20 protein-coding genes and 1 pseudogene are annotated in these 23,074 nt (G+C 63.2%); 17 read left to right on the top strand and 4 right to left on the bottom strand.

The features are described from left to right. The first annotated feature begins 160 nt into the window (after positions 1 to 160). From AC0L2D_RS24855 to AC0L2D_RS24815, 9 genes are all read left to right on the top strand, one after another. Entirely contained in the window at positions 161 to 1,789 is a 1,629-nt protein-coding gene (locus tag AC0L2D_RS24855) for a GMC family oxidoreductase (protein WP_063168894.1), read from the top strand. A gap of 291 nt (positions 1,790 to 2,080) precedes the next feature. After that, positions 2,081 to 3,232, top strand: a complete 1,152-nt coding sequence (locus tag AC0L2D_RS24850) for a cupin domain-containing protein (RefSeq protein WP_224675854.1) — start codon at positions 2,081 to 2,083, stop codon at positions 3,230 to 3,232. Between the two features lie 55 nt (positions 3,233 to 3,287). Beyond that, a complete protein-coding gene (locus AC0L2D_RS24845) occupies positions 3,288 to 4,445 on the top strand; it encodes an LVIVD repeat-containing protein (RefSeq protein WP_224621908.1) in 1,158 nt (385 codons plus the stop codon). Between the two features lie 6 nt (positions 4,446 to 4,451). After that, positions 4,452 to 4,862, top strand: a complete 411-nt coding sequence (locus AC0L2D_RS24840; RefSeq protein ID WP_013529860.1) for a RidA family protein — start codon at positions 4,452 to 4,454, stop codon at positions 4,860 to 4,862. A gap of 26 nt (positions 4,863 to 4,888) precedes the next feature. Next, positions 4,889 to 5,509: a glutathione S-transferase family protein gene (locus AC0L2D_RS24835; RefSeq protein ID WP_013529861.1), complete on the top strand. Its 621-nt coding sequence runs from the start codon at positions 4,889 to 4,891 to the stop codon at positions 5,507 to 5,509. After that, positions 5,509 to 6,438 carry a 5-formyl-3-hydroxy-2-methylpyridine 4-carboxylate 5-dehydrogenase gene (fhmpcd1, locus tag AC0L2D_RS24830; RefSeq protein WP_024505124.1) on the top strand — a complete coding sequence of 310 codons (930 nt, stop codon included), beginning with the start codon at positions 5,509 to 5,511 and terminating at the stop codon, positions 6,436 to 6,438. The genes AC0L2D_RS24835 and fhmpcd1 overlap by 1 nt, the downstream gene beginning before the upstream one ends. 130 nt (positions 6,439 to 6,568) lie before the next feature. Next, a complete protein-coding gene (locus tag AC0L2D_RS24825) occupies positions 6,569 to 7,399 on the top strand; it encodes an ABC transporter ATP-binding protein (RefSeq protein ID WP_473542832.1) in 831 nt (276 codons plus the stop codon). Next, positions 7,396 to 8,211 (top strand): ABC transporter permease, encoded by an 816-nt coding sequence (locus AC0L2D_RS24820; RefSeq protein WP_013529864.1) that lies wholly within the window; start codon positions 7,396 to 7,398, stop codon positions 8,209 to 8,211. Before AC0L2D_RS24825 ends, AC0L2D_RS24820 begins: the two co-directional genes overlap by 4 nt. Positions 8,212 to 8,249: 38 nt before the next feature. Further along, positions 8,250 to 9,260 (top strand): ABC transporter substrate-binding protein, encoded by a 1,011-nt coding sequence (locus AC0L2D_RS24815; RefSeq protein ID WP_013529865.1) that lies wholly within the window; start codon positions 8,250 to 8,252, stop codon positions 9,258 to 9,260. 38 nt (positions 9,261 to 9,298) lie between these two features. Here the strand turns inward: AC0L2D_RS24815 and AC0L2D_RS24810 are convergent, their stop codons facing one another. Continuing rightward, positions 9,299 to 9,724 (bottom strand): hypothetical protein, encoded by a 426-nt coding sequence (locus tag AC0L2D_RS24810; protein WP_473542829.1) that lies wholly within the window; start codon positions 9,722 to 9,724, stop codon positions 9,299 to 9,301. Positions 9,725 to 9,878: 154 nt separating this feature from the next. Here AC0L2D_RS24810 and AC0L2D_RS24805 point away from each other — a divergent pair, with 154 nt between their 5' ends. From AC0L2D_RS24805 to AC0L2D_RS24770, 8 genes are all read left to right on the top strand, one after another. Then, entirely contained in the window at positions 9,879 to 10,853 is a 975-nt protein-coding gene (locus tag AC0L2D_RS24805; RefSeq protein ID WP_023809929.1) for a putative B6 ABC transporter substrate-binding protein, read from the top strand. Positions 10,854 to 10,929: 76 nt separating this feature from the next. After that, the gene (locus AC0L2D_RS24800; RefSeq protein ID WP_473542827.1) at positions 10,930 to 12,498 is read left to right on the top strand and encodes a putative B6 ABC transporter ATP-binding protein; all 1,569 of its coding nucleotides are present in this window, start codon (positions 10,930 to 10,932) and stop codon (positions 12,496 to 12,498) included. Continuing rightward, positions 12,495 to 13,592, top strand: coding sequence for a putative B6 ABC transporter permease subunit 2 (locus AC0L2D_RS24795; protein WP_013529869.1), 1,098 nt, complete (start codon positions 12,495 to 12,497; stop codon positions 13,590 to 13,592). The genes AC0L2D_RS24800 and AC0L2D_RS24795 overlap by 4 nt, the downstream gene beginning before the upstream one ends. A 3-nt stretch (positions 13,593 to 13,595) precedes the next feature. Continuing rightward, positions 13,596 to 14,531, top strand: coding sequence for a putative B6 ABC transporter permease subunit 1 (locus AC0L2D_RS24790; protein WP_027039488.1), 936 nt, complete (start codon positions 13,596 to 13,598; stop codon positions 14,529 to 14,531). A gap of 47 nt (positions 14,532 to 14,578) precedes the next feature. Next, positions 14,579 to 15,385 (top strand): 4-pyridoxolactonase, encoded by an 807-nt coding sequence (gene pldA, locus AC0L2D_RS24785; protein ID WP_013529871.1) that lies wholly within the window; start codon positions 14,579 to 14,581, stop codon positions 15,383 to 15,385. Between the two features lie 25 nt (positions 15,386 to 15,410). Next, a complete protein-coding gene (ppaT, locus tag AC0L2D_RS24780; RefSeq protein WP_063168890.1) occupies positions 15,411 to 16,589 on the top strand; it encodes a pyridoxamine--pyruvate transaminase in 1,179 nt (392 codons plus the stop codon). 33 nt (positions 16,590 to 16,622) lie between these two features. Beyond that, a complete protein-coding gene (gene pldH / locus AC0L2D_RS24775; RefSeq protein WP_013529873.1) occupies positions 16,623 to 17,369 on the top strand; it encodes a pyridoxal 4-dehydrogenase, SDR-type in 747 nt (248 codons plus the stop codon). Positions 17,370 to 17,493: 124 nt separating this feature from the next. Beyond that, positions 17,494 to 18,330 (top strand): sulfite exporter TauE/SafE family protein, encoded by an 837-nt coding sequence (locus tag AC0L2D_RS24770; protein ID WP_027163700.1) that lies wholly within the window; start codon positions 17,494 to 17,496, stop codon positions 18,328 to 18,330. 21 nt (positions 18,331 to 18,351) lie between these two features. On the opposite strand, the gene AC0L2D_RS24765 is transcribed toward AC0L2D_RS24770, so the two are convergent. The 3 genes and pseudogenes from AC0L2D_RS24765 to AC0L2D_RS24755 all read right to left on the bottom strand — a co-directional run. Next, on the bottom strand, positions 18,352 to 19,701 hold the full coding sequence (locus tag AC0L2D_RS24765) for an HlyD family type I secretion periplasmic adaptor subunit (RefSeq protein WP_027163699.1): 1,350 nt from the start codon (positions 19,699 to 19,701) through the stop codon (positions 18,352 to 18,354). Further along, positions 19,698 to 21,467, bottom strand: a complete 1,770-nt coding sequence (locus tag AC0L2D_RS24760; protein ID WP_063168888.1) for a type I secretion system permease/ATPase — start codon at positions 21,465 to 21,467, stop codon at positions 19,698 to 19,700. Before AC0L2D_RS24760 ends, AC0L2D_RS24765 begins: the two co-directional genes overlap by 4 nt. Before the next feature lie 80 nt (positions 21,468 to 21,547). Next, positions 21,548 to 23,074 (bottom strand): annotated as a pseudogene (locus AC0L2D_RS24755) (DUF5801 repeats-in-toxin domain-containing protein); the annotation flags it as partial.

Genomic DNA, 23,074 nt, shown 5'->3' with positions numbered 1-23,074 from the left:
CCGACATCATATTGTGACACGAAAACCTGTTCGACGGCACTCAACCAATTCAACCAATCTACAACTGTACGCAATGGTTGACAACACCAGTTGCGCGATGGTTGACTGCCCATGTCGACGGTTGCCATCGCGGCAGACGTCTTTCTCCCGAGGATCACGCATGCCGGCTGGCGAAACCTTTGACTACGTCATTGTCGGTGCGGGATCGGCCGGCTGCGTGCTGGCGAACCGGCTGAGCGAAGACCCCGCCGTGTCGGTGCTTCTGCTGGAGGCGGGGGATTGGGACCGCGATCCGATGATCCACATCCCGCTCGGCTGGGGCAAGATACTGACGGAGCGCCGCCACGACTGGATGTATTTCTGCGAGCCCGAGGCCAATGTCGGCGGCCGCAAGGTCGAATGCGCGCGCGGCAAGGTCATCGGCGGCTCTTCCTCCACCAACGCCATGGCTTATGTGCGCGGCAATCGCGGCGACTACGATCGCTGGGCGGCAAGCGGCCTGACGGACTGGTCGTTCGACAAGGTGCTGCCCTACTTCAAGAAGCAGGAGCGCTGGGAAGCGGGCGAAAGCCGGTACCGTGGCGGCAGCGGGCCGCTGAACACCCAGTTCTGCCGCTACAAGGACGAACTGATCGATGCCTTCGCCACAGCCAGCCGTGATGCCGGATACCCGCAGACCGATGACTATAACGGCGCCATACAGGAAGGCTTCGGCCGGCTGCAGATGACAATTGCCAACGGCCGCCGCTGCTCGACCGCAACCGCCTATCTGCGGCCCGCCATGCGGCGCGGCAATGTCAAGGTGCTGACCGGCGCGATGGCGACGAAGATCCTGCTCAGGGATGGCCGCGCAGCCGGCATTGCCTACACCAGAGGCGGGGCGAGCCATGAAGTTCTGGCGCGGCGCGAAGTTCTGCTTGCCGGCGGCGTCATCAACACGCCGCAGCTGATGATGCTGTCAGGCATAGGCGACAGCGGCGAGCTGGCGGCGCATGGCATCGAGACGAAGGTCGATCGTGCGCAAGTCGGCAAGAATCTGCAGGACCACGTTTCGGTCATCGTGATGTATCGGCGCAAACAGCCTGGACCGTTTCTCAAGATGATGCGGGCCGATCGTATCGGGCTGGATTTCGTCAGGACTTATCTCACCGGAAAGGGCTTTTCGGGAGATGTGCCTGGCGGCGTCGTGGCATTCCTGAAAAGCGACACAAGCCGGCCGTTGCCGGACGTACAGCTGCTTTTCACCGCCGCGCCGCTTGGGGCATGGCCGTACATGTCGCCGTTCAAGGCGCCGTTCGCCGACGGCTTTGCGACCCGTATCGTTGCGGTGCAGCCGGAGAGCCGCGGCAGCGTCAAGCTGGCGTCGAGCGATCCGGTTGCCGCGCCCCTGATCCATCAGAATTTCCTGTCCTCGCAGCGCGACTGGCAGTCGCTTCGCGCCGGCTTTCGTGTTGCACGCAACCTTGCCAGCCAGCCGTCCATGGCTCCGTTCGTCGGCGCGGAGTTCTTCCCCGGCCCGAAATGCGAGAGCGACGAAGAGATCGACGAGCACATCCGCAAGACCTCGATCACCGTGCATCATCCGGCCGGCACGTGCCGCATGGGCGTCGATGCGGCATCGGTGGTCGATCCGGAATTGCGGGTGCGCGGCATTGCCGGGCTTCGTGTCGTGGACGCCTCGGTCATGCCCGACCTCGTTTGCGGCAACATCAATGCGGCGGTCATCATGATCGCCGAAAAGGCCGCGGATCTGATCCGCAGCCGCGCTCAACAGAGCGTGGCTGCCTGATAAAAGTGGCCGGAATACAACCAAAGTCTTTTGGTTGAGACTAAAAAACTGCGTTGGTTGGACTGTCATGCGCGTCAGCATGGCCGTGACGAAGCGGTTTCACGCCCTGATTGTGAGCTGAATTTCGTGCATTTCTAGGCTATTCCTGCCTATTTCTGGGCATTTGCCTCTCAAAAATGCACCTCAACCAAAAACTTATAAAATTCGCAATTTGGGTATTGTCGAGCAAAACCAATGCGAATACGGTTGAGTTGGTTAGAAGTATTTTCTTCGTGACGAGAGGTGTCCGATATGTCCCTGGCGCAACCAGCTAACGATGTGCTCACCAACAAGAAGGCGGCACTCAAGGGCCTCTATGACGCCCTCTACGCAAAGAACATGTTTCCGTTCTGGGCGACGTCGGAAGGCGTCGACCATGACGAGATCAAGCAGTTGATGGCGACGTCGAAAGCCGTTCCCTTCGTGTGGTCCTATTCGGACATCGAGCCCCTGCTCCAGCGCGCCGCCGAACTGGTGACCATGGACGACAGCGAGCGCCGTTCGCTGATCCTCGTCAATCCCGGTCTTGCACCCAAGCGTGCATCGGTCAGCACCATGTACACCGCCTACCGCTTGAACGATCCCGACGAGATCATGCCGCCGCACAAGCACTCGCCGAGCGCCATCCGCTTCGGCCTGACGGGCAAGGGCAATTTCACCGGCGTCGAGGGCGAAGACGTGGTCTTCGGCCCGGGCGACATGGTGCTGACGCCCAACGACGCCTGGCACAATCATGGCACCGTTGGCGGCGAGCAGGCGGTCAACCTGTCGGTGCTCGACCTGCCGCTGGTCGAAACGCTGCATGCTGTCCATTTCGATCACAAATACACCGAGATGGTCGACGGCAAGGAAGTCGAGAAGAAGGTGCAGACCGCCCGCTATCCCAGCGACTACTCACAGCGCATCTATGGCGAAGGTGGCCTGATGCCGCGTTTCGTCGACCACAAGCGCGGCGGCGGCCTGTCGTCGCCGATGTATGTCTATCGCTGGGAGAAGATGGAAGCGGTTCTCGACGCCCACAAGGATTGGGATGGCGACCCCCATGAAGGCATCGTCATCGACTATGTCGATCCGACGACCGGCGGACCCGTCTTCCACACCATCAATTTCTACGTGCAGATGCTGCGCCCCGGCGAGAAGACCTTGCCGCAGCGTGAGACCGCCAGCCTGCTCTTGGCGCCGTTCCGCGGTAACGGCCATTCGATCATCGACGGCAAGCGCTATGACTGGAACCAGTTCGACACCATCGCCATACCCGGCGGTTCCTGGGTCGAGCATGTCAACGGCTCGTCGAGCGAGCCGGTGATCTTCTTCGGCGCCACCGATGCGCCGACGCAAAGGGCGCTGCTCCTCTACAAGCGCTGGGGCCGCAACCAGGCCGGCGATCTGCTCCGTCTCGTCTAGTTCCGGTCCTCCGGCAGGCAATGTCCGCGCCGCCATTGGCGGCGTGGACATCGAAATGGAATTTCAGCAGCAAGGGCGTATGCATTTGGTTTCGGCGTTCAACACAAAGCAGATCGGCCATGTCGACTGCCCAGGCGGCGGTCAGGTCTGGGTCGACGGCAACATCCTCTATATCGGCCACATGCGGCCGCCGAGCGGCACGACGCTGGTCGACATTTCCGACCCGCGCAATCCGCGCAAAATTACGACGATCGATGTCCCGCCCGGTTGGCACTCGCACAAGGTGCGCGCCAAGGACGGACTGATGATCATCAACCACGAGCGCTTTGGCGACGCCGGCCCGGCTGATTTCGGCGGCGGACTGGCGCTCTACGACACCACCAAGCCGACACAGCCGAAGCTCATCTCGAAATGGATAACCGGCGGCAAGGGCGTCCACCGCTACGATTTCGACGGCCGTTACGCCTACATATCGCCGACCGCCGACGGTTATGTCGGCAATATCGTGATGATCCTCGACCTGATCGATCCCGCGAAGCCGGTCGAGGTCGGACGCTGGTGGATACCGGGCCAGTGGACCGGGGGCGGCGAAGAGTATCCTTGGCACGACTATGTCACGCCGCGCTGTCACCATCCGCTGCGAATGGGCGACAGGCTCTATGTCAGCTACTGGCATCATGGCCTGTTCATCCTCGACATTTCGGACATCACCAAGCCGAAGCTGGTCTCGCACGTCAATTCGAGCCCGAGCTTTCCGCATCCCACGCACACCTGCCTGCCGATTCCACAGCCGCTCAAAGGCCGCAACATCATGGTGGTGGCGGACGAGGATGTCGCCAAGCTTCGGCCATCGCCGCCGGCCTTCACCTGGATTTACGACATCACTGACGAGACCAACCCGTTGCCGATCTCGACCTTCCAGGTGCCGGGCCTCGACACGGACGGTTCACCGCAGCCGCAGATGACCGGCTGCCATCAGCCTTCCGAGCGGTTCAATGGCACCGTCATTCCGTTTGCGTGGTTCGCGCAGGGGCTGCGCCTCGTCGACATCGCCGATCCGTTCGCGCCAAAGGAAGTCGGTCATTTCATGCCCGACGCGCCGGAGGGCGCGGAGCGTTCCTCGTCCAACGACGTGACCATCGACGACCGCGGCATCGTCTACCTGATCGACCGAATCCGCGGCGTCGACATCATCGAAACCAGCGTTCTCTAGGGGGATATGTTGAGCGACAGCACGCGAAAATCCGCCAGCCACTACGCCATCGGCAACAAGAACCCGAACCTGCCGTTTCATCCGGCGGTGCGTGCCGGCGATTTCATCTTCGTCTCGGGCCAGGTGCCGAAAGACGAGAACAACAACATGATCAGCGGCACGATCGAAGAAGAGACGCTGGCGACGCTGAAGACCATCGCGCGCGTCATCGCGCATGAAGGCGCGACGCTGTCGGATGTCGTGCGGATCACCACCTATCTCGAGGATACGCGCGATTTCGGCCGCTACAACAAGGCGTTCCTCGAAGGGATCGGCGACGCCGTTCTGGCGCGCACGACCGTCGAGGCAAAAGCGGTCATCAACACCAAGATCGAAATGGACGCCATCGTCTACAAGCCGCTGCCGGCGAGCAAGTAGGCCCTGGACACTAGCGAGGAGAAGACATGTACAAGCTGTTAGGCCGCCAGACATCAGGCAACGTCCAGAAGGTGCTCTTCATGCTCGAAGAGCTGGGAGCGTCCTACAAGCGCGAGGATTATGGCCGCCAGTTCGAGAACACGCAGACGGCGGAATACAAGGCGCTCAACCCGACCTCCAAGGTGCCGACGCTGGTTGACGGCGACACCGTGATCTGGGAGTCCAACACCATCCTGCGCTATCTCGCGGCATTCGGCGGCGAACAGTTGAATGGCGCTACGCCGGCGGAAAAGACCGAGGTCGAGCGCTGGATGGACTTCCTGCTGGCTGCGGTCAATCCGGGCTACCTGGCGGCCTTCAAAGGCGCCAAGCTCACGCCCGAGGAACAGACCGCCGAATACAAGGAGCAAGTGAAGGACCTTGTCGCGCAGCTCAAGATCGTCGACGGCCACCTGGCCGGCAAGGACTTCCTGGCGCTCGGCAAGCTGACCCTTGCCGACATTGCCTGCGCGCCGATCCTGAAGCGCTGCGTCGACTTCAAGATCGACCGGCCGTCAATGCCCAATCTGGAGCGCTGGGTGGCCGCGATCGCCGCTCGGCCGGCCTTCAAGGCGGCAACCACTGCTGCTCCCGCAAAGGCCGCATGATGATCAAGCGCGCCGCTCTCATCGGACTGGGAACGATGGGTCCAGGCATCGCCGCGCGGCTTTCGCGCGGCGGGCTCGATGTGACGGCGTATGACGTTTCGCCAGGGGCAATCGAGCGCGCCCGCGGCATGCTCGATCTTGCCGGCGGCGTGCTCGACCGTCTCGACATCGAGGCGCCCGGGACTGGTGCCGGCAAAGTGCGTTTCGTCGAGACGATTGCCGAGGCCGTCGATGGCGCCGAACTGGTGATCGAGAACGTGCCCGAGAATATCGACATCAAGGCGCAGACCTATCGTGACATCGATCCGCTGATCGGCCCGTCCGTCATCGTCGCTTCCGACACGTCGGGCATCCCGATCACCAAGCTGCAGGCTCATATCTCGCATCCCGAGCGGATGGTCGGCATGCACTGGTCGAACCCGCCGCACATCATCCCGATGATCGAGGTGATCGGCGGCGAGAAGACCGCGCCTGAAACCGTGGCTGTTATCCGCGATCTCATCCGCTCGATCGGCCTGCTGCCGGTGGTGGTGAAGAAGGACGTTCCAGGCTTCGTCGAGAACCGCGTGCTCTATGCGCTGCTGCGCGAGGCGGTCGATCTTGTCGAGCGCGGCGTCATCGAGCCGGAAGACCTCGACACCTGCGTGTCGTGGGGCATAGGCTACAAGATCGCCGTCATCGGCCCGATGGCGCTGCTCGATATGGCGGGGCTGGATATCTACAAATCCGTCTCGTCCTTCCTGAATGCCGATCTCTCCAACCGCGACGATGTGGCGCCGATGGTTCTGGAGAAGACGGCTGCGTCGAAATTCGGCATCAAGTCGGGCGAGGGCATGTTTGCCTACACGCCCGAGCAGACAAAGGCGCTGCAAGGTGAACGGGCGCGCAAGCTCGTCGCGGTGCGGCGCATCCTGGAAGGCCGGGAGTAGCCAATGTCACATGGTGCGCAGAGGGCCAGCCGGTTTGAGGAGTTCCACCGGTCGGCTGTTTGTGTGAAGGGCGCCTTCGCCATCAAGATGGTGCGGGTGCGGCAGAAAACAGCGCGCGGGGCGACAAGCCATGCGCATTGAAACCATCCGAGCCGCCGGCGACAGGCCGGCCCATATCCGCCATGACGATCTAATCTCCGCCAAGGGCGTTTCGGTGGTCATGGCCCGTCAGCTGATCCTCAGGAACATCGATCTTTCGGTGCCAAAGGGATCATTCGTTTCCCTTATCGGTCCTTCCGGATGTGGCAAGAGCACCTTGCTCAAGGTGCTGGCCGGGCTGGTGCAGCCTACCCAGGGCAGCGTTTCGATCGCCGGGCTCGCGCCGGTCGAGGCGGCGCGCAAGCGGATGATCGGCCTCGTCTTCCAGGACGCCAACCTGCTCCCCTGGAAAAACGCCGTCGACAATGCCTCGATGCTGCTCGGCATCGCCCACAAGTCGCTCTCGCGCTCGGATCTGCGGGCGCGCGGGCAGGAGATGCTGGAACTGGTGGGGCTGGGCGACAGCGCCCACAAGCGGCCAAACGAGCTGTCGGGCGGCATGCGGCAGCGGGTCGCCATTGCACGGGCCCTGGCGCTCGATCCGGCGGTCCTGCTGATGGACGAACCGTTCGGCGCGCTCGATGCCATCACCCGCGATTCGATGGGCCAGTCGCTGCTGGAGATCTGGCAGCGGACCGGCAAGACGATCGTGCTCGTCACCCATTCCATCGACGAGGCCATCCATCTGTCGCGCCATGTTCACGTGCTGGGGATCAAGCCGGGACGGATCACCGAGAGCCTCGACATTGCGCTGCCTTACCCGCGCGACCTGTCGGTCACCGAAGATCCGGAGTTCGTCAGGCTGGTGGTCCAGTTGCGAACGATGCTGCGCTCCAGCCATCAACCGGGAGGCGCGTCTTGAGCGACCAACCCATAATCGACCTTTCCGAGCCGCGCCTCGCCTCCAGCTGGAGTGCGGCGACCGGCAGCTGGCTGCCGGCTGTCATCCTCCTGCTGGTGACGATCGTGCTGTGGGAAGCCGCGGTGCGGATCTTTGCCATATCCGCCTTCATCATTCCCGCCCCGTCCGAAATCGCGAAGTCGCTGGTGGCGCAATGGGGCACGCTGATGCAGGCGACGCTGGTGACGGCGGGCGAGATCCTGTTCGGCTTCCTGGTCTCGGTCGTGGTCGGCATTGCCATTGCGCTGGTCATCGTGCGCTTCGATTGGTTGGGACGCGCGCTGTATCCACTGGTGGTGCTGTTCCAGAACGTGCCGAAAGTCGCCCTCGCGCCGATCTTCATCCTCTGGTTCGGCTATGGGCTGGCGCCCAAGATCGGCCTGATCCTGGTCATCGCCTTCTTTCCGGTGACGCTCTCCATGCTGGCGGGCATGCAGTCGGTCGACCGCTCGCTGCTGTCGCTGATGAATTCCGTCGGGGCCAGCCCGACGCAGATCCTGTTCAGGATCCGCGTTCCGCACTCGCTGCCGAACCTGATGGCCGGAACCAAGATCGCCGCCACGTTGAGCGTGATCGGCGCCATCGTCGGTGAGTTCGCCGGGGCGTCGGACGGTCTCGGCTACGTCATCCAGTTCGCGTCGACCCAGCTTGACACGGCGCTGGTCTTCGCAGCGCTGCTGCTCGTTTCCGTGCTTGGCATCGCCTTCTACTACGCCGCCGAAATCCTAGAACGCATCGTGGTGCCGTGGGCGCCGAAATTCAGCCAATCCTAGGCCCGCTCGATCAACCAATTCATAAAAGGGAACAAAAAATGCTGAGACGCTCACTTATCAAGGCCGCTACCTTCGCGGCGTTTGTCACGGCACTCGGCTTCTCCAGCGCGGCTCTGGCGGCGGACAAGGTCAACGTCCAGCTCGACTGGGTCGTGCGCGGCAATCACGCCATGTTCTTCGTCGGCAAGGAAAAGGGCTTCTTCGCCAAGAACGACATCGATGTGGCCGAGATCCGCAAGGGATCCGGCTCGCCGGACGCGATGCGGCTGGTGGGCAATGAGAACGCGGATTTCGGGTTCGGCGATCTTCCCACGCTTGCCGTCGCACGGTCGCAGAATGTCCCGGTCGTGGCGCTGGCAGCTGTCAATCAGCACTCCCCGCTGGGGATCATTTCGCTGGCCAAGACGCTGAAGCTCACCAAGCCGTCCGACCTCAAGGGACTGACCATCGGCATTCATCCGGCCGGTTCCACCTACATCTTCTTCAAAGGCTTCCTGGCCGCCAACGGCCTGACCGAAAAGGACATGACGCTGAACAGCGTCTCGCCTCCCTATGAAAGCTATTTGCTGCTTGGCCGGGTTCAGACGGTCGTCGGCTATATCGATGCGGAGGTTCCCGAACTGGAAGCGAAGGCCGGGGGCCCCGGCTCGCTCAGCATCATGATGGGGGCGGACTATGGGTGGAAAGCCTATGGCTCGGGCCTGTTCACCTCGCAGGCGATGATCAAGGACAAGCCGGACGTCGTGCGCCGCTTCGTCAAGGCATATAGGGAGGCCTTCGACTATGTCGTGGCTCATCCGGAAGAGGCCGCCGAGATCACGGCCAAGGCAGCGCCTGGCTATGCGGACAAGAAGGACGTGCTGCTGGCGCAGATCAACGCCGACATCGCCTCGACGTTCACCAGCCCCGACACCAAGGAACACGGTCTCGGCTGGATGACGAAGACGCAGTGGGAGGAGACCCTGAAGACGCTGACGGACCAGGGCGTGCTCAAGGCGGCTCTGTCGGCGGACGACGTCTTCACCGACGCGTTCCTGGCGAAAGAATAAGAGGCTCGCGATGTTCGAACGGACGCAGGAATGAGCGCCTACCGGCAGACCAGGCTGTCCTGCGCCATGACGCAGGACACATCACGCTCGCCTTTCGCCGCCTCGGTGCGGTCGAGCGTGATCTGCACGCGGGTGGCATATGCTCGGCTCGCCAGACCGCACCACAGCCGCTCGACGGGCAGGTTCTCGCGATTGCCGTTGAGGATCGTGAACGTGCCGGTCTTCGCATCGAACCAGAGCTCGACGCGGGTCTTCTTGCCCGGCTCGATCGTTGCGATCCCGGCCGAATACCAGTGGGCGAAGTCGGCGTTGCAGGAGAGGCCTTCGCTGCCCGCATTCGAAATCGTCAACGGAACCATGTCGAGCCCGTCAGTGCCGGTGCGGACGGCGACATGGTGCAACTCAACCGCGTTGGCGAAGGACGATAACGCCAGCATCGCCGGAAGGGCATAACGGATCTTCACTTTGCCTGAGCTCCACAATGTAATTTTTCCTAGGCAGTCTATCTCGCTTTCGCGCAATAACAATAAGAATATTGATTGGTGAAACAACAGAGAGGGTAACATGTTAAAGCTTCTTAAGAGCAGTGTAAGTGCAGTTATATTGACCGGTGTCTTGATGAGCGGCGCGCTTGCCGGCGAGGTCAAGTCGATCGCCATCCTCACGCCCGAAGAAGGCACGGACTACGGCTGGAACCAGCAAGGCATCGATGCCGCCAAGGCGGCTGGCAAGGCCGCCGGCGTCGAAGTGGTCGTGGCCCAGGGCCTCGGCTATGGCGATGTTCGTCCGACCTTGCGGGAACTTGCCTCCGACGGCGCCAGCCTGCTGATCGCGCATGCCAGCGGCTACAACACCTCGGCGCCTGAAATCGCCAAGGAATTGAAAGTTCCGGTGGCAATCGTCGACACGCCAGCCGGCCTGGAGAAGGGCCTTGTCGCCGACTATACGCTGAGCGGCCACGAGGGCGCCTATCTCGCCGGCCGTCTCGCCGCCAAGGTGTCGCGTTCCAAGTCGGTCGGCATCGTGGTGTCGGGCGAACCGCCATCGTGGAATTCGCAGTCGGCGGCGTTCGCGCAAGGCGTGAAGGCGGAGAACCCGGACGTCAAGATCACCTACGCGGTGATCGGCCCGGCCGCCTACAGCGATGCGGCCGGCGGCAAGCGCGTCACCGAAAGCGTGATCGCGTCGGGCGCCGACATCATCTTCGGCCAAGGCAACGGTTCGAGCTTCGGCATGCTGCAAGCGGTCGAGACGACCAAGGCAGCCGATGGCGGCAAGGTCTATTTCATCGACGTCATCGGCGACAAGTCACCGATCGACAAGGGCTTCCTGCTGTCGTCGGTGGTGTGGAATATCGAGCCGGTCTATGCGGCGATGATTGCCGACCTGAAGGCCGACACGTTCGGCACCAAACACTATACGATCGGCCTCAAGGACGACTCGGTCAAGTTGCTGAAGACCGCTGCGATCCCGGACAATGTCTGGACGGAAATCCAGGCGCTGCGCGAGGACGTCATTTCCGGCAAGATCAAGGTCGAGCCGGTCTATGACGCGGCCGCCGTAAGGGCACTGATGACCAGCGTCGCCCAGTAAGGCGATCATGGTCGGCTGCCGGAGGGGTGATCCGTTCACCCCTCCGGACGATTCCTGTTTTTTGGTGCTGGGCTTCATGAGCGGTTTTTCTTCGTCGTCCGTTGCCGGGCGCGACATCGTCGCGCTTGAAGGCGTGACCAAACGGTTCCCCGGCATCGTTGCCAATGACAGCGTCGACCTGTCGATCCGCCCGGGCGAAGTGCATGTGCTGCTGGGCGAGAACGGCGCTGGAAAATCGACATTGATCGGCATGTTGTCCGGCCTGCAGCAGCCTGACGAAGGACGCATACTGGTCGACGGCAAACCGACGCCGATCACCTCGCCACGCCATGCGCTGGCACTCGGCATAGGCACCGTATTCCAGCACATGATGCTGGTGCCGACGCTGACGGTGGCGGAGAACCTCCTGCTTGGCGGGCCGTGGTGGCAGCGCCCCAGGACCGAGGAACTGGCGGCGCGCGTCGCCGAGATCACCGGCACGCTCGGCATCACCGTCAAGCTTCAAGCCAAGGTATCGGAGTTGTCGCTCGGCGAGCAGCAGCAGGTCGAGATCCTGCGCGCGATGCTGCGCAACAGCCGGCTGCTCATCCTTGACGAGTCCACCTCCATGCTGACGCCGAAAGGTGTCGACGAACTGGGCGCGCTGATGCGCCGCCTTGTCGAGCAGGGCCTTGCGATCGTCTTCATCACCCACAAGCTCAAGGAGGCGGCTGCCTTCGGCGACCGCATCTCGGTGCTGAAGCTTGGCCGCAAGGTCGGCGAGATTCCACCCGAGCGGTTTCGCACGCTGGGCGAACAGGAGATCGTCTCGGAGATCGTGGAATTGATGTTCGGCAAGCAGAAGGATGACCCGGAAGCCGTCGAGCGTCCTGTCCGCACTGCCCGCGCCGGCGCTGACCCGCTGCTTCAGGTGACGGACCTGGCGGTAGCGGCGATGGACAATGCGCCGGGCCTGTCGTCGATCTCCTTCGACATCCGCCCGGGCGAGATCCTCGGCATAGCCGGCATCGACGGCAACGGCCAGAAGCAGCTGGCGGAAGCGCTGGCCGGCCAGCGTACAGCCACAAGCGGCTCGGTGCGGCTGGACGGCGCCGCCATCGAGACGCTGAGCGTCGGCGAGCGCCGCCGGCGCGGCCTTCGCTACCTGACCGACGACCGACTGGGCGAGGGCACTGTCGGCACCTTCCCGGTCTCGATCAATTTCTTCCTCAAGCAGGTCGGCGCGGCCCCGTTCTGGCGCAACGGCGTCGAACAGCGCGCGGAGATCGACAAGCGCGCCGCGCAGCTCGTGCGCGAATACGACGTGCGCACGCCGAGCCTGAAGACGCCCGTCGCGCGGCTGTCCGGCGGCAACATCCAGAAGGTGCTTCTGGCACGGGAACTGGCTGAAGGCGCCAAGGTGGTGATCTTCAACAAGCCGACCTATGGGCTCGATCTCGCCAACACATTGGCGTCGCGCCAGCGCATTCGCGATACGGCGGCGCGTGGCCTTGCCGTGCTGCTGATCTCCACCGACCTCGAGGAATTGCTTGGCATGTGCGACCGCATCGCCGTCATCGCCGACGGCGCTTTGGTCGGCACCGTCGAGAACGTAGACGACGCCCGCACAAAGGTCGGTCGCCTGATGATCGGACTTGCCGCATGAGCATCGACACCGCACCCACGGTCAGCGCCACCGCACTCGATGCCACGAGCGGGGCAGCGACGCGCCGCGACATCCTGCATCGGCTGCTGATGACGCTCGGCCCGATCCTTATCGCGCTGGTCATAGCCGGCTGTATCCTGCTTGCCGTCGGCGTCGACCCGCTGGCCTATTATGGCTTCGTGCTGGAGAAGGGACTGTTCTCGCCGCTCGGCATCCAGCAGACACTGACGCGCATGGCGCCGCTGCTGTTTCTCGCCGCCGGCCTCATCGTCGCCTTTCGCGCCGGCATGTGGAATCTGGGCGGCGACGGCCAGTTCCTGCTTGGCGCGGTGACGGCGGCTGCCAGCGCTCCCGTGTTCGTGCAGATCATGCCAGCCTGGCTGGCGCTGGTCTGCTCGTTCCTCATCGCCATGGTGGTGGCGATGATCTGGTCGCTGGTGCCGGCGCTGCTGCGTGCCTATCAGGGCGTCAACGAGATCATCACCACCCTGATGATGACGTTCCTCGGCACCTCGCTCGCCAATGTGCTGGTCAAGCTGGCGTTTCGCGACCCAAGCACGACCGTGCCGCAGACGCGCACGCTGCCGGTGGAGGACCGGCTGCCGCGCCTGTTCGAAACGACCATCACCAGTGGCCTGCTGCTTGGGCTGGCGGCGATCGTCATCGTGCATCTGGTGATGACGCGCACGGCGTTCGGGCTGAAGCTGAGGATCGTCGGCGCCAATCCACGAGCGGCGGTTCACTCGGGGCTCGGCGTTCCCGGCCTGACCGTCGCCGTCTTCGCCATTTCGGCCGGGCTGGCCGGGCTTGCCGGCGCCGTCGACATCATCGGCGTCCAGGGCAATGTCCGCGCAGACTGGAATCCCGCCTACGGGCTTGCCGTGATACCCGCCGTGTTTCTCGCCCGTATGAACGGCTTTGCGGCCATCGGCTTCGTATTCCTGCTTTCGGTGCTTTCGATCGGCGGCGAGAGCGCGGCGCGCCGGCTCGGCGTGCCCAATCATTTCACGCTGGTGCTGGTTTCCATCGTGCTGATCGTGCTCGCGCTCGCCGAATATTTCGATCACCGATACAACCAGTCGCGGAGGGCCTAGGGCATGACCGGGCTGTTCAGCGAGGTCTTTCTCAGCGCGCTGCTTTTCGGCGCCGTCACCGCAGCGATCCCGCTGCTGCTTGCCGGGCTCGGCGAGCAGATCTCCGAGAAGGCTGGCGTGCTCAATATCGGCATCGAAGGCATGATGCTGGCCGGCGCCTATCTCGGCTTTGTCGGCGCTTTCTATTCCGGGTCGCTGTGGCTGGGCTTTCTCACCGGCGCCGCCGGGGGTGCTGCGGTGGCGCTTGTCATGGCGCTGCTTTGCGTGCGCATCGGGCTCAACCAGATCGTCATCGGCATCGCGCTGACCTTGGGGCTGGAAGGCCTGACGGCGCTGCTCCACCATTTCCAGTTCTCGCGCAGCTACCCGCGCCTGCCCGCGGCGGATGCGACTGTCATTCCGCTGCTTTCGGACATCCCGGTCATCGGGCCTGCATTCTTCAAGCATCATCTGATCGTCTATCTGGCGGTCGCGCTGGTTTTCGGCATGGGCTACATCTACCGGCGCACGCAGCTGGGCCTCAATTTGCAGGCGGCAGGCGACAAGCCGGCCGCGCTCGATGTCGCCGGCATCGATGTCGTGCGGACCCGCACCATCGCCGTGCTGACGACCGGAGCGCTGGCCGGGCTCGGGGGCGCGTATCTCGCCAATGTCGGGGCCGGCCTGTTCATTCCGTTCATCACCAATGGCGCGGGCTTTCTCGGCATCGTGCTGGCCATGCTGGCGCGCGGTCGCCCGATCTGGGTGCTGTTCGGCGCGTTGCTGTTCGGTGTCTGCCTTTCGCTGACGACGGCCATGCAAGTGGCCGGCATCAACATACCGACCGACATCATCCAGATGCTGCCGTTCCTGGCGGTGATGATCATGCTGGTGCTGTTCGGCCGGCGCGCCAGCCTGCCGGCGGCGCTCGGAATTCCATATGAGCGCGGCGCGCGCTGAGGACAATTCATGCGCGGACGGGACCCGCGCCAATAAAGGAGGCAAGAATGTCGGATACCAAGGTCTACCTGCTCGACGGCGGCTCGCTCGTTCTCGACGGCTATCATGTGTTCTGGAACCGCGGCCCTGGCGGCGAAGTGCGCTTCCCCGTCTATTCGATCCTGATCGAACATGCCGAGGGCCGGTTCCTCATCGACACCGGCTACGACTACGATCACGTGATGAAGGTGCTGCCGTTCGAAAAGCCGATCCAGGAAAAGCACCAGACCATTCCCGGTGCGCTGGCGCTGCTCGGCCTCGAGCCGAAGGACATCGACGTCGTCGTCAATTCGCATTTCCACTTCGATCATTGCGGCGGCAACAAGTATTTTCCGCACGCCAAGAAGATCTGCCACCGGACCGAGGTGCCGCAGGCGTGCAATCCCGAACCTTTCGAGCACCTCGGCTATTCCGATCTGAGTTTTTCGGCGGAGGCTGCCGAAGCGCGTGGCGCGACCGGGCAATTGCTTGCGGGAACGACACGGGCGAATTCGACCTTTGAAGGCATCGATGGCGACGTCGAGCTTGCCAGGGGCGTCCGGCTGATCTCGACGCCCGGCCATTCGATCGGCCATTACAGCCTGCTGGTCGAGTTCCCCAAGCGCAAGCCGATCATGTTCACGATCGATGCGGCCTATACGCAGAAGAGCCTCGAGACGCTGTGCCAGGCGGCCTTCCACATCGATCCGGTGGCGGGCGTCAATTCGATGCGCAAGGTGAAGAAACTCGCCGAAGACCATGGCGCCGAGCTGATGTACTCGCACGACATGGACAACTTCAAGACCTACAAGACCGGCACGCAATTCTACGGCTGACCGCCGCCAATTCGGAGACAAGACGATGCGCTATCTCGAACACGCCGATCCGGTCATCACCCTGACCGCGGGACCGGTGAACGCCTATGCCGAAGTGCTGCGCGGTCTCGGCCGCACGGTGCTCTACGACTACGACCCGGCGTTCCAGCTTTTCTACGAGGGTGTGGTCGACAAGGCGCAAAAGGCGATGCGGCTGTCGAACAAGCCGGTCATCCTGCATGGCGAGCCGGTGCTTGGCCTGGAGGCCGCCGCGGCCTCGCTGATCACGCCGGACGATGTCGTGCTCAACCTTGCCTCCGGCGTTTACGGCAAGGGGTTCGGCTATTGGGCGAAGCGCTATTCGCCACATCTGCTTGAGATCGAGGTGCCCTACAACGAGGCGATAGATCCGCAGGCGGTCGAGGCAATGCTGAAGGCGCACCCGGAGATCACCGTCGTTTCCGTCTGCCACCACGACACGCCGTCCGGCACCATCAATCCGATCGACGCCATCGGCGCGCTGGTCTCAGCGCATGGCGGCTATCTCATCGTCGACGCCGTCTCGTCCTTTGGCGGCATGCAGACGCACCCGGAGGACTGCAAGGCCGATATCTATGTCACCGGCCCGAACAAATGCCTGGGCGCGCCTCCCGGCCTGACGATGATGGGCGTCAGCGAGCGGGCCTGGGCCAAGATGAAGAGCAACGAGGCAGCCCCCCGCGCGTCGATGCTGAGCATCGTCGATTGGGAGCATGCGTGGTCGCGGGATAAGCCGTTTCCGTTCACGCCGTCGGTCTCGGAGATCAACGGGCTCGATGTCGCGCTCGACCTCTATCTCAATGAGGGACCGGAGGCGGTATGGGCGCGCCACGCGCTCACCGCCAAGGCCATGCGCGCGGGCATTGCTGCGATGGGCCTGTCGATCTGGGCGGCCAGCGACAGCATCGCGTCGCCGACCACGACCGCTGTCCGCACGCCCGAAGGTGTCGACGAGAAGGCGCTTCGCCAGGCTGCCCGCGCCCGTTACGGGGTGGTGTTTTCGTCTGGCCGCGGCGAGACCTTGGGCAAGCTGACGCGCATCGGCCATATGGGTCCGACCGCCCAGCCGATCTATGCGATCGCGGCGCTGACGGCACTTGGCGGCGCCATGAACGCGGCCGGCCAGAAACTGGCGATCGGCAGGGGTATCGACGCGGCGCTGGCCGTGATCGACGCCGACGCCTGAACAGATATCACCACGGATTGAGGGAGCATTTTCATGACTGAACGGCTTGCGGGGAAGACGGCCCTGGTTACGGGCGCTGCGCAGGGTATCGGCAAGGCGATCGCCGCGCGGCTCGCCGCCGACGGGGCAACCGTCATCGTCAGCGACATCAATGCCGAAGGCGCCAAGGCGGCGGCCGCGGCAATAGGCGGAAGGGCGAGGGCGATTGCCGCCGACATTTCCGATCCGGCCTCCGTCAAGGCACTCTTCGCCGAAATCCAGACCCTGACCGGGGGCATCGACATCCTGGTCAACAATGCCAGCATCGTGCCGTTCGTCGCCTGGGACGATGTCGATCTCGACCATTGGCGCAAGATCATCGACGTCAATTTGACAGGCACCTTCATCGTCAGCCGCGCCGGCACGGACCAGATGCGTGCGGCAGGCAAAGCTGGGCGGGTGATCAGCATCGCGTCCAACACCTTCTTTGCCGGCACACCGAACATGGCGGCCTATGTCGCAGCCAAGGGTGGCGTCATCGGCTTCACCAGGGCGCTCGCCACCGAACTCGGCAAATACAACATCACCGCCAATGCGGTGACGCCCGGCCTGATCGAGAGCGACGGCGTCAAGGCGAGCCCGCACAATGAGGCGTTCGGCTTCGTCGAGATGCTTCAGGCGATGAAAGGCAAGGGGCAGCCGGAACATATCGCCGATGTGGTCTCGTTCCTGGCCTCCGACGATGCGCGCTGGATCACCGGCCAGACGCTCAATGTCGACGCCGGGATGGTGCGCCACTAAAGCATTCCGCACCCCAAACCCCTGTACGCTTTCGGGCGATCTGCACCCAGGTCGCGACGGGCGGACAGGCGCGGCCAAAAATGTATCCGCAAGGCCGCAGTCGGCCAATCAAGGAAAAATCACAGTGGACTTCGGATTCGACACGTCGGTTTTCGACGGGCTGACGATTGCAATGCTGGTCGCCGGTCTGGCCATGACCGGAATGGCCTCCGGCGTGCTCGCCGGTCTGCTGGGGGTCGGCGGCGGCATCGTCATCGTCCCGGTGCTGTTCTGGGTGCTTAGCCTGTTCCACTTTTCGCCTGCTGTGATCAGCCATCTGGCTGTCGCGACGTCGCTTGCGGTCATCATCCCCACCTCGATCTCGTCAATGCGGTCGCACAACAGGCGCGGCAATGTCGATCGGCCTCTGCTCACTCTGTGGGGACCGGCCGTTTTCGTGAGTGCCCTGATCGGTGGCATCACGTCGAAGTTCATCCCGGGCGCCGGCTTGCGGCTGGTTTTCGGCGTCGTCGGCCTGCTGGTGGCCCTCAACATGGCGTTGCCGAAGCACCTCGTGATCTCCGATCACCTGCCGCAGAGCGGCTGGATCAACCGTGCGATCGCTTCTGTGATCGGCTTTGTCTCTTCGCTCATGGGAATTGGCGGCGGCACGCTCTCGGTGCCGACGCTTTCCAGCTTTTCCTTTCCGGTGCACCGGGCCGTCGGCACATCGTCGGCGCTTGGCCTGCTTATTGCGCTTCCGGCAGTGGCCGGCTTCATCTGGTCGGGTCTCGCAATCGCAGGCAGGCCTCCGCTCAGCCTGGGTTATGTCAGCCTGCCGGCGGTTGCCATCATAGCGCCCGTGAGCTTCCTCTTCGCACCCTTGGGCGCAAGGCTCGCCCACGCGCTCAACCCGCGCTACCTGAAACTTGCCTTTGCATTCTTCCTGGCGATCACGGCCGGGCGAATGCTGCTGTCTTGAATTTCGCTGGGCGGCGTACGGCTATTTTTCCCGCATGGCCCGGCGGAAGTTCTGCGTGATCGGCTCGGCGAGATAAGAGAGAACGGTGCGAGCCCCCGTCCGGATCATCGTCTCGCTCGACATGCCGGGCAGCAGCTTGCGGCCCTCCAGCTTGCCGAGTTCGCTTTTGTCGATCACAACCGTCGCGGCGAAATACGGTGCGCCGCTGCGCTCCTCAACCATGCGGTCGGCCGACACGATCTCCACGACACCCTCGAGCGGCGGCAGGTTGTAGCGGGCGAAGGCCGGGAAGCTGACACGCGCGGGCTGTCCGGGTGCGATCGTCTCGACATCCTCCGGTTTGACCATGGCTTCGACCACGAGTTGTTGTCCGAGCGGTACGATCGTCATCAATGTATCGCCGGGTTTCACGACACCGCCCGCGGTGTGGACCTTCAGATCCATGACGATGCCGTCAACCGGTGCGACGACATCGGTACGGGTAAGCACGTCCCTGGCGGCACGCTCCTCCTGTCTCAGGTCGAACAGTTCCGCCTCGACCTTGCTCAACTCATCGACGGACTCGTTGAGCCGCACGGTGTCGAGGTTCAGGATCTGCATGTCGATCTCGGCCATGGCGCTTCTGGCGCGGGCGATTGCGGCGATGTTGGTGGCGCGCTCGCCCTCGATCTCCTGCTGCTGTCGTCTGAGCAACAGGTTCCGCTCGCGGGTAGTCAGCCCCTTCTTGAGCAGACTCTCGAGGTCTTTGGTTTCACCCTCGATCGCCTCGATCTGTTTGTCCTTGGTGACGATAAGCTCTTCCAGTCCCTTTATCTCCTCCTCGGTCTGGTGGCGGCGCTGGCTGAGGATTTCCTGCTCGTCCGCCAGATTGTGGTGTTTCGCCGCGAACACGTCGCGCTGTGCGGACACCGCGTCCCTTGCGGCGGTGGCGGGGTTGGCGAGCAACGCCGGATCGAACTCGATCTCGGCCCTGCCGTCACGCTCGGCCCTGAGACGCGCGGCCAGCGCCTCACGCGTTGCTATCCGGTTCTGGATCAGGTCGAGCTGCGCCTTTGCCTGAGTGTCGTCGAGCCGGACGAGGATCTTGCCGGCCTTGACGACATCACCGTTGGCTGCGTTCAACTCCGCGATGATGCCGCCCTCGAGGTGCTGGATCAGCTTGCGGTCGCCGGCGACCTTGATAACGCCGGGCGCCACAGCGGCGCTGTCCAACGGTGCCAGGGCCGCCCAACCTCCCGCGACGCCGAAGAACAGGAACATGATCGCGAACCCGGTGCAGGTCACGCCTGTGAGACGCAGCGGCATCGGTTGCAGCAGGGAGGGCGGCGGAAGGGGCAGCGGCACGACGTTCAATTCCGGGGGGCGGCTCATGCTTCCTTGACCTCTTTGGTTTCCTTGACCACTTCGAGGGCAGGCAACTGGGCAGCCTTGGGCAGATGGGCCACCTTGCTGACGCGGCTGGCGAGTTCGTTGAAGACATGGTCGCGCGGCCCGAAGAGATCTTGCTGACCCCTGTTGAGGACCAGTATCTTGTCTACCTTCTCCAAGATGTTGGCGCGGTGCGCGATCAGGATAACGGTTGTGTTCGTCGCCTTGGCCACGCCGAGAGCGGCAATCAATGCCTCCTCGCCCTCCCTGTCGAGGTTGGAATTGGGTTCGTCGAGGATAAGCAGCGTGGGGTCGCCGTAAAGTGCCCGCGCCAGCCCGATGCGTTGGCGCTGCCCGCCCGACAGTATCGCACCCGCCTCGCCGATCTCGGTGCCGTAGGCCTTCGGCAGCCCCTTGATGAGTTCGTGGACGCCGGCCAACTGCGCTGCCTTGATCACGTGCTGGAAGACCGCCGGATTGACCGTCGCAAAGCGGGCGATGTTGTCGGATACGGTGCCGGCGAAGAGTTCGATGTCCTGCGGCAAATAGCCGACATAACGGCCACGGTCTTCCGCCGCCCATTGGGCAACATCCGTTCCGTCCAGCAAGGCACGCCCCCCCGACGGGCGCCAGGCACCGGCAAGTATGCGCGCCAGGCTCGTCTTGCCGGCCCCGCTCGGACCGATCAGGGCCATCGCTTCACCCGGCTCGAGACGGAAGCTGATGCCTTTCAGGATGTGCTCGCCACCCTGTCGGGCAAGCACAAGGTTGTCGGCCTCAAACCTGCCTTTCGGACGGGGCAGTGGCAGGACCGGTGTGGCTTCCCGGTGCTGTCCGGCGACCGCGGTGAGGCGTTTGTAAGCGGCACGCGCTCCCACCGTCGCCTTCCATGTGCCGATCGCTTGCTCGACCGGCGACAAGGCGCGCCCCATCAGGATCGAGGCGGAGATCATGATGCCTGGCGAGGCCTCGTTGCGAAGCACCAGATAGGCGCCGAGGCCGAGTATGGCCATTTGCAGGGCCAGCCGGTGACAACGCGCGATGGCCGCGATGACGCCGCCACGGTTGGCGGCAAGAACCTGTCCCTTGTTGGCCTCGTCCTGTTGGGCCTTCCAGCCTTCCAGCAATGGCTTCAACATGCCCATTGCCTGGACGACCTCGGCGTTGCGGATCGCCGCCTCGGCTTGCACATAGGCCCGCGACTGTGCGCTTGCGGCCTCGGTCAGCGGCTTGCGTGTGAGGTATTCGTTGAGCAGCGCCAAAGCAAACAGCACGATCCCGCCGCAAAGCGCCAACCAGCCCAGCCATGGGTGCATGAAGAATATGGCAACGAAGAACAACGGTGCCCAAGGTGCGTCGAGGATCGGGAAGATGCTGGGGCTGGTGAAGAAGTTGCGCACTTGATCCAGGTCGCGCAGCGGACGGGCGTTGGCTTGGCCTGGCGCCGAGGCGGCATATTCCACCGATGCGGTCAGGAGAACCGGTGCCAATCGCGCGTTCATCCACGATCCGACGGTAGCCAGCAGGCGCCCGCGCACCACCTCCAGCCCCGCCATTGCCGCGAGCGCCCCTGCCGCCATCAGCGACAGCATCACCAGCGTCTCCAGGCTGTGGCTGGACAACACGCGGTGGTAGACTTGGAGCATGTAGAGCGCTCCGGTCAGCATCAGCACGTTGATGCCGCCGCTGAACCAGACAAGCGGCCGGATGGCACGTCTGGCCTCTTTCATCACCACCTGCAGGGCAGGGGGCTGTTGTTTGGTTTTCATCGTTATTTCTCTGGTGTGCGGGATGACATCTCGTGCGGGAAGGTTGGGGGCAGCATTGGCTGCCCCCCCGTTGGCCAGTGTCAGGCGACGTCGACAAGTATGTGCTGCATCGCCGTCTGGTCCGCGTCCGCGTCCGCCACTTTGAAGGCGAAGTCGAGGTGGGCATCCGGCGTCTGGGTCGAGGTCGAGGTGAAGCCGATGTCCGTGATCTTCAGCACGTCATTGTCGGTCACGTCGAAGGCGTGGGTTCCCGTGCTGGCACCAGTCGTACCAGTACCGGTTGCTTTGTTCAGGTCGATTGCAGTACCGGTGAGCCCGTTGCCGGACTGCATGATCTGGGCGCCTTGGAGCACCCAGTTCTCACCGGTTGCGTTGTAGTCGTTCTTCTCGATGATGACGAGACCGTCGTTGTTATCGAGCGGGAAGTCCGCCGCGTATGCGGTGGGGACCTGCCCCGCCTTGAAGATGTTCGTGTTCGACACGTACATCGCCTTCGTGGTGAACGTGTCGGCGGCGGTGCCGCTGCCGCCGGCAATCCCGTCGGAACCGTAGTTGACGAGATTGAGGATCAGCATAAGATCTTCGCTGTTCCCGATACCGTCGAACTTGATGGCCATGTCGGTGGCAGACTGGTTCGGGACGTTGTTGACTCCGTCGTCGGTGACGATGCCGGGGCTGTGGTCGAAGAACCGCAGTGTAAGCAACTCACCCTTCTGGATCGTGTCACCGGCAACTCCGTTCGTGGCTTGGGTTGCAGAAATCCAATCCTCGAAGTTGCTACTGATCTGCTGGCCAGCGTCGAAAGCCGTGTCAAGATTGTTAGGCAATCCAGCCGGCGCGCCATCGCCTGTCGCATTGAAACCTAACGGGCTACCGTTGGGGTTCGAGTTGCCGGTGAACTGCACGAAGAAGTCCCGGTCGGTCGTTTCGGGTGTGCTGTCCGCCTCGAAGAGCTTCTCCACCACGATGTTCGGGTGACCGGTGTTGCTCAAGGGCTCCTTGAATAGAAGCTCACTGGTGTGCAGAATGTCCTTGGTGAAGCCCTCCACCGTGTCGCTCAAGGTGATGGTATAAGTGCCGGCATCCTTGTGGAAGACGAGAGTACCACCCACCGAGCCCGGCTGAATGCCAGCCGTGTTCGGGTCGCTGTCGTAGCTAGCGGTCCAGTTGAACGTCGCCGAGGTAGCGCTTTCCGACTGCAGCGTCGCGACCGAGCTAAGGAACGGGGTCGTGCCGGGTGCCGGCACAAGGCCGGTGAGATTGCCGTCAAGGGTGATCTGGATGCCGGCAAGGGCACCGTTGACATCGACGAAATCGCTAGCACCCGCCAAATATTCTGCGGCCGTATGCTTGTCCACCATGTCGTACCCGAAGGCTCCGATAGCCGACGCGTTGAGCGTGTTGGCCAGAGTCTCGTGGGTCCCGGTACCGTTGCCGGCGTTCTGGTCACCGTCGAACGGCACCGTGATCGTCGGATCGGTGTCGTCGAAGGTCAGAGACAACGGCCCCGAGCTCGTGCTTTGCTGCGACACGACGTCGTTGTCGCCGTCCGTCGCCGTCACCGTTGCCACCACGTTGATCAGACCGTTGAGGTCGAGCGTGTTGTC

It is taken from the genome of Mesorhizobium sp. WSM4833, from assembly GCF_055811095.1.
Note: the sequence above shows the minus strand (reverse complement) of the source record. Positions and strands in the feature narration are given on the sequence as shown.